Origin of the sequence: Marinobacter sp. (assembly GCF_035268745.1) — a bacterium.
In the GTDB taxonomy this organism is placed as follows: domain Bacteria; phylum Pseudomonadota; class Gammaproteobacteria; order Pseudomonadales; family Oleiphilaceae; genus Marinobacter.
In genome coordinates, this window is record NZ_DATFKH010000149.1 from 1 (window position 1) to 1,819 (window position 1,819).

Consider the following 1,819-nt stretch of genomic DNA (forward strand, 5'->3'; position numbering starts at 1 on the left):
CCCGGTCTTCAGACTTCACCAGTCGGGCTGGTTGTGCCCCATTCTGAGAGCTGCCCATGTCATTTTTATGACACGTTGGTAACAACCCGTTTTTCTTAATCTAAACGGCTTGCCTGCCTCTTTCAAGCTCAATCACTTACATTCTTTTTTTGATAATCTGCCTGATGAATGCGTTTTAATATATTGATTTGTATTTTGCAAATTTTAAATTCAGTCTTTTTAGCTCAATAAGGCTTAAAAGGGAAGAGTTATATGCTTTTAAATTGCGATTGCTTCAGTGGCCATTCCGTTCAAATCCAATGCCATAATATTATAAGATACATAATATCAGTAGGTTGGGAGGATACTGACCCTCTATCGCCAAACTGACAATTCGACTGAAAGCCCGATCTTGCACCACAAAAGATCACCTAGGGCACAGATGTGCCAAAAAGGGGCGCTTTTAACCCCGCTTAGCGACACCACCTACCTGCAGCAGAAACGTTACCGGACCATCATTGACCAGTGCCACTTTCATATCCGCACCAAACCGCCCTTCACCAACCCGCTCTGCACCCAGCAACGCTTGCGACTCCGCCACAAACTCATGGAACAGCGCTTGCGCGCATTCCGGGCTGGCGGCACGAGAGAAGCCCGGTCGGGATCCTGAGCGGGTGTCAGCAGCTAGCGTAAACTGGGGAACAACAAGAAGAGAGCCATTTATATCCTGCAAGCAACGGTTCATACGCCCCTGGTCATCCGGGAATACCCGATAACCCAGTATTTTCCGGCAAAGTGTCTTCACCGTCGTTGAGTCATCCGGTTTTTCCACCGCTAACAGCAGAAGCAGTCCTGCGGGGATCTCCGCGATGGTTTCACCAGCAACCGTGACGCTGGCGTGAGAAACCCGTTGTAACAGCCCTTTCATCGAACTCCCGGCGGAAGAGGTCAGAAAACAAAATATTATCCATGCAGAAGATCCGCTGCAACCTGTGCCAACGGATTATTCGCCACCATCCTCGAGTCGCTCAGCAACTTCCTCGACGCCCCGCATCAGCGCATCAACAATCGCGGGCTCGGAGGCCGAATGCCCGGCGTCCCGGATAATTCTCAGCTCGGCCTCGGGCCAGGACTGGCTGAGCGCCAACGCATTATCGAGAGGACAGATCATGTCGTAACGCCCGTGGATGATTATCCCGGGAATGTCCCTGAGTTTCTTCCCATTGCGGACAATCTGGTCAGGCTCCAGAAAAGCCTGATTCATGAAGTAATGGCATTCAATACGTGCCAGGGCTATCGCAACATGGGGGTGACCGAAGTGTTCTACGATTCGCGGATTGGGATGAAGCGTGGCACAGCGGCCTTCCCAGACCGACCAGGCTTTTGCTGCCTGGATCTGCTCCAGTTCGTTGCTGCTGGTCAGTTTGCGGTAGTAGGCGCTCACCAGGTCATTACGCTCACCGGTGGGAATCTGGGCAAGAAAATCCTGCCAGTAATCCGGAAATACGCGGCTGGCACCAGATTGGTAAAACCACTGGATGTCTTCGGGACGGCAGAGAAAGATACCCCTCAGGACCAGTCCGGAAACGCGCTCCGGATAGGTCTGCGCATAAACCAGCGAAAGCGTGGAGCCCCAACTGCCACCAAACAGAATCCATTGCTCTATGCCAAGGAAATGACGCACCACTTCCATATCCGCAACAAGAGCCTGGGTGGTGTTGCCCTCGAGCTCGGCAAGAGGACGGGACCGCCCTGCTCCGCGCTGGTCCATCAGAATAATGCGGAAACGCTCGGCATCAAAAAAACGCCGGTGATAATCCTCACAGCCACCACCAGGCCC

General features: G+C 52.6%; 2 protein-coding genes. Both read right to left on the minus strand.

What is annotated here, in order from left to right:
• Positions 1-442: 442 nt before the first annotated feature.
• Positions 443-907: a D-aminoacyl-tRNA deacylase gene (gene dtd / locus VJ956_RS11450; RefSeq protein WP_324085021.1), complete on the minus strand. Its 465-nt coding sequence runs from the start codon at positions 905-907 to the stop codon at positions 443-445.
• A 75-nt stretch (positions 908-982) separates the two neighbouring features.
• Positions 983-1,819 (minus strand): prolyl aminopeptidase (pip, locus tag VJ956_RS11455; RefSeq protein WP_324085023.1); only part of this gene is annotated, 837 nt, incomplete at its 5' end.

Coding starts and splice junctions, on each gene's coding strand:
- dtd (WP_324085021.1), bottom strand. CDS start 907: ATGAAAGGGCTGTTACAACGGGTTTCTCACGCCAGCGTCACGGTTGCT.